Annotated in this window: 1 protein-coding gene; it reads right to left on the bottom strand. The window is 36.8% G+C overall.

All coding sequences use genetic code 11. From position 1 onward, the window contains the following. On the bottom strand, positions 1–266 hold a 266-nt coding region (locus DD627_RS09200), incomplete at both ends, for a transposase (protein WP_353744034.1).

Below are 266 nucleotides of genomic sequence, written 5' to 3'. Positions count from 1 at the left end.
GTCAATATTTCGAAAACCAAAACAGTTACGCTTTAATGCCTTGATTTTACGATTAAGTCCTTCAATTGGACCGTTGGAAAATGGATAACGACAACTGTTTAGAAGGGCTGAACCATTTTTGATAAACGTGTTGATCGTTATGTCCATTTGATTACTAGTGGGTTGGTAGTTAGTAAGTAAGGATTGGAACGCATTAGCATCCTTTTGGTGTATGGCACTTAAGATACCTTGATAGGTTTGATACACAGATCTAAATCTGGGAAAAG

It is taken from the genome of Pediococcus sp., assembly GCF_003533255.1.
GTDB lineage: Bacteria > Bacillota > Bacilli > Lactobacillales > Lactobacillaceae > Pediococcus > Pediococcus parvulus.
This window is presented reverse-complemented; position numbering and strand designations above follow the sequence as displayed.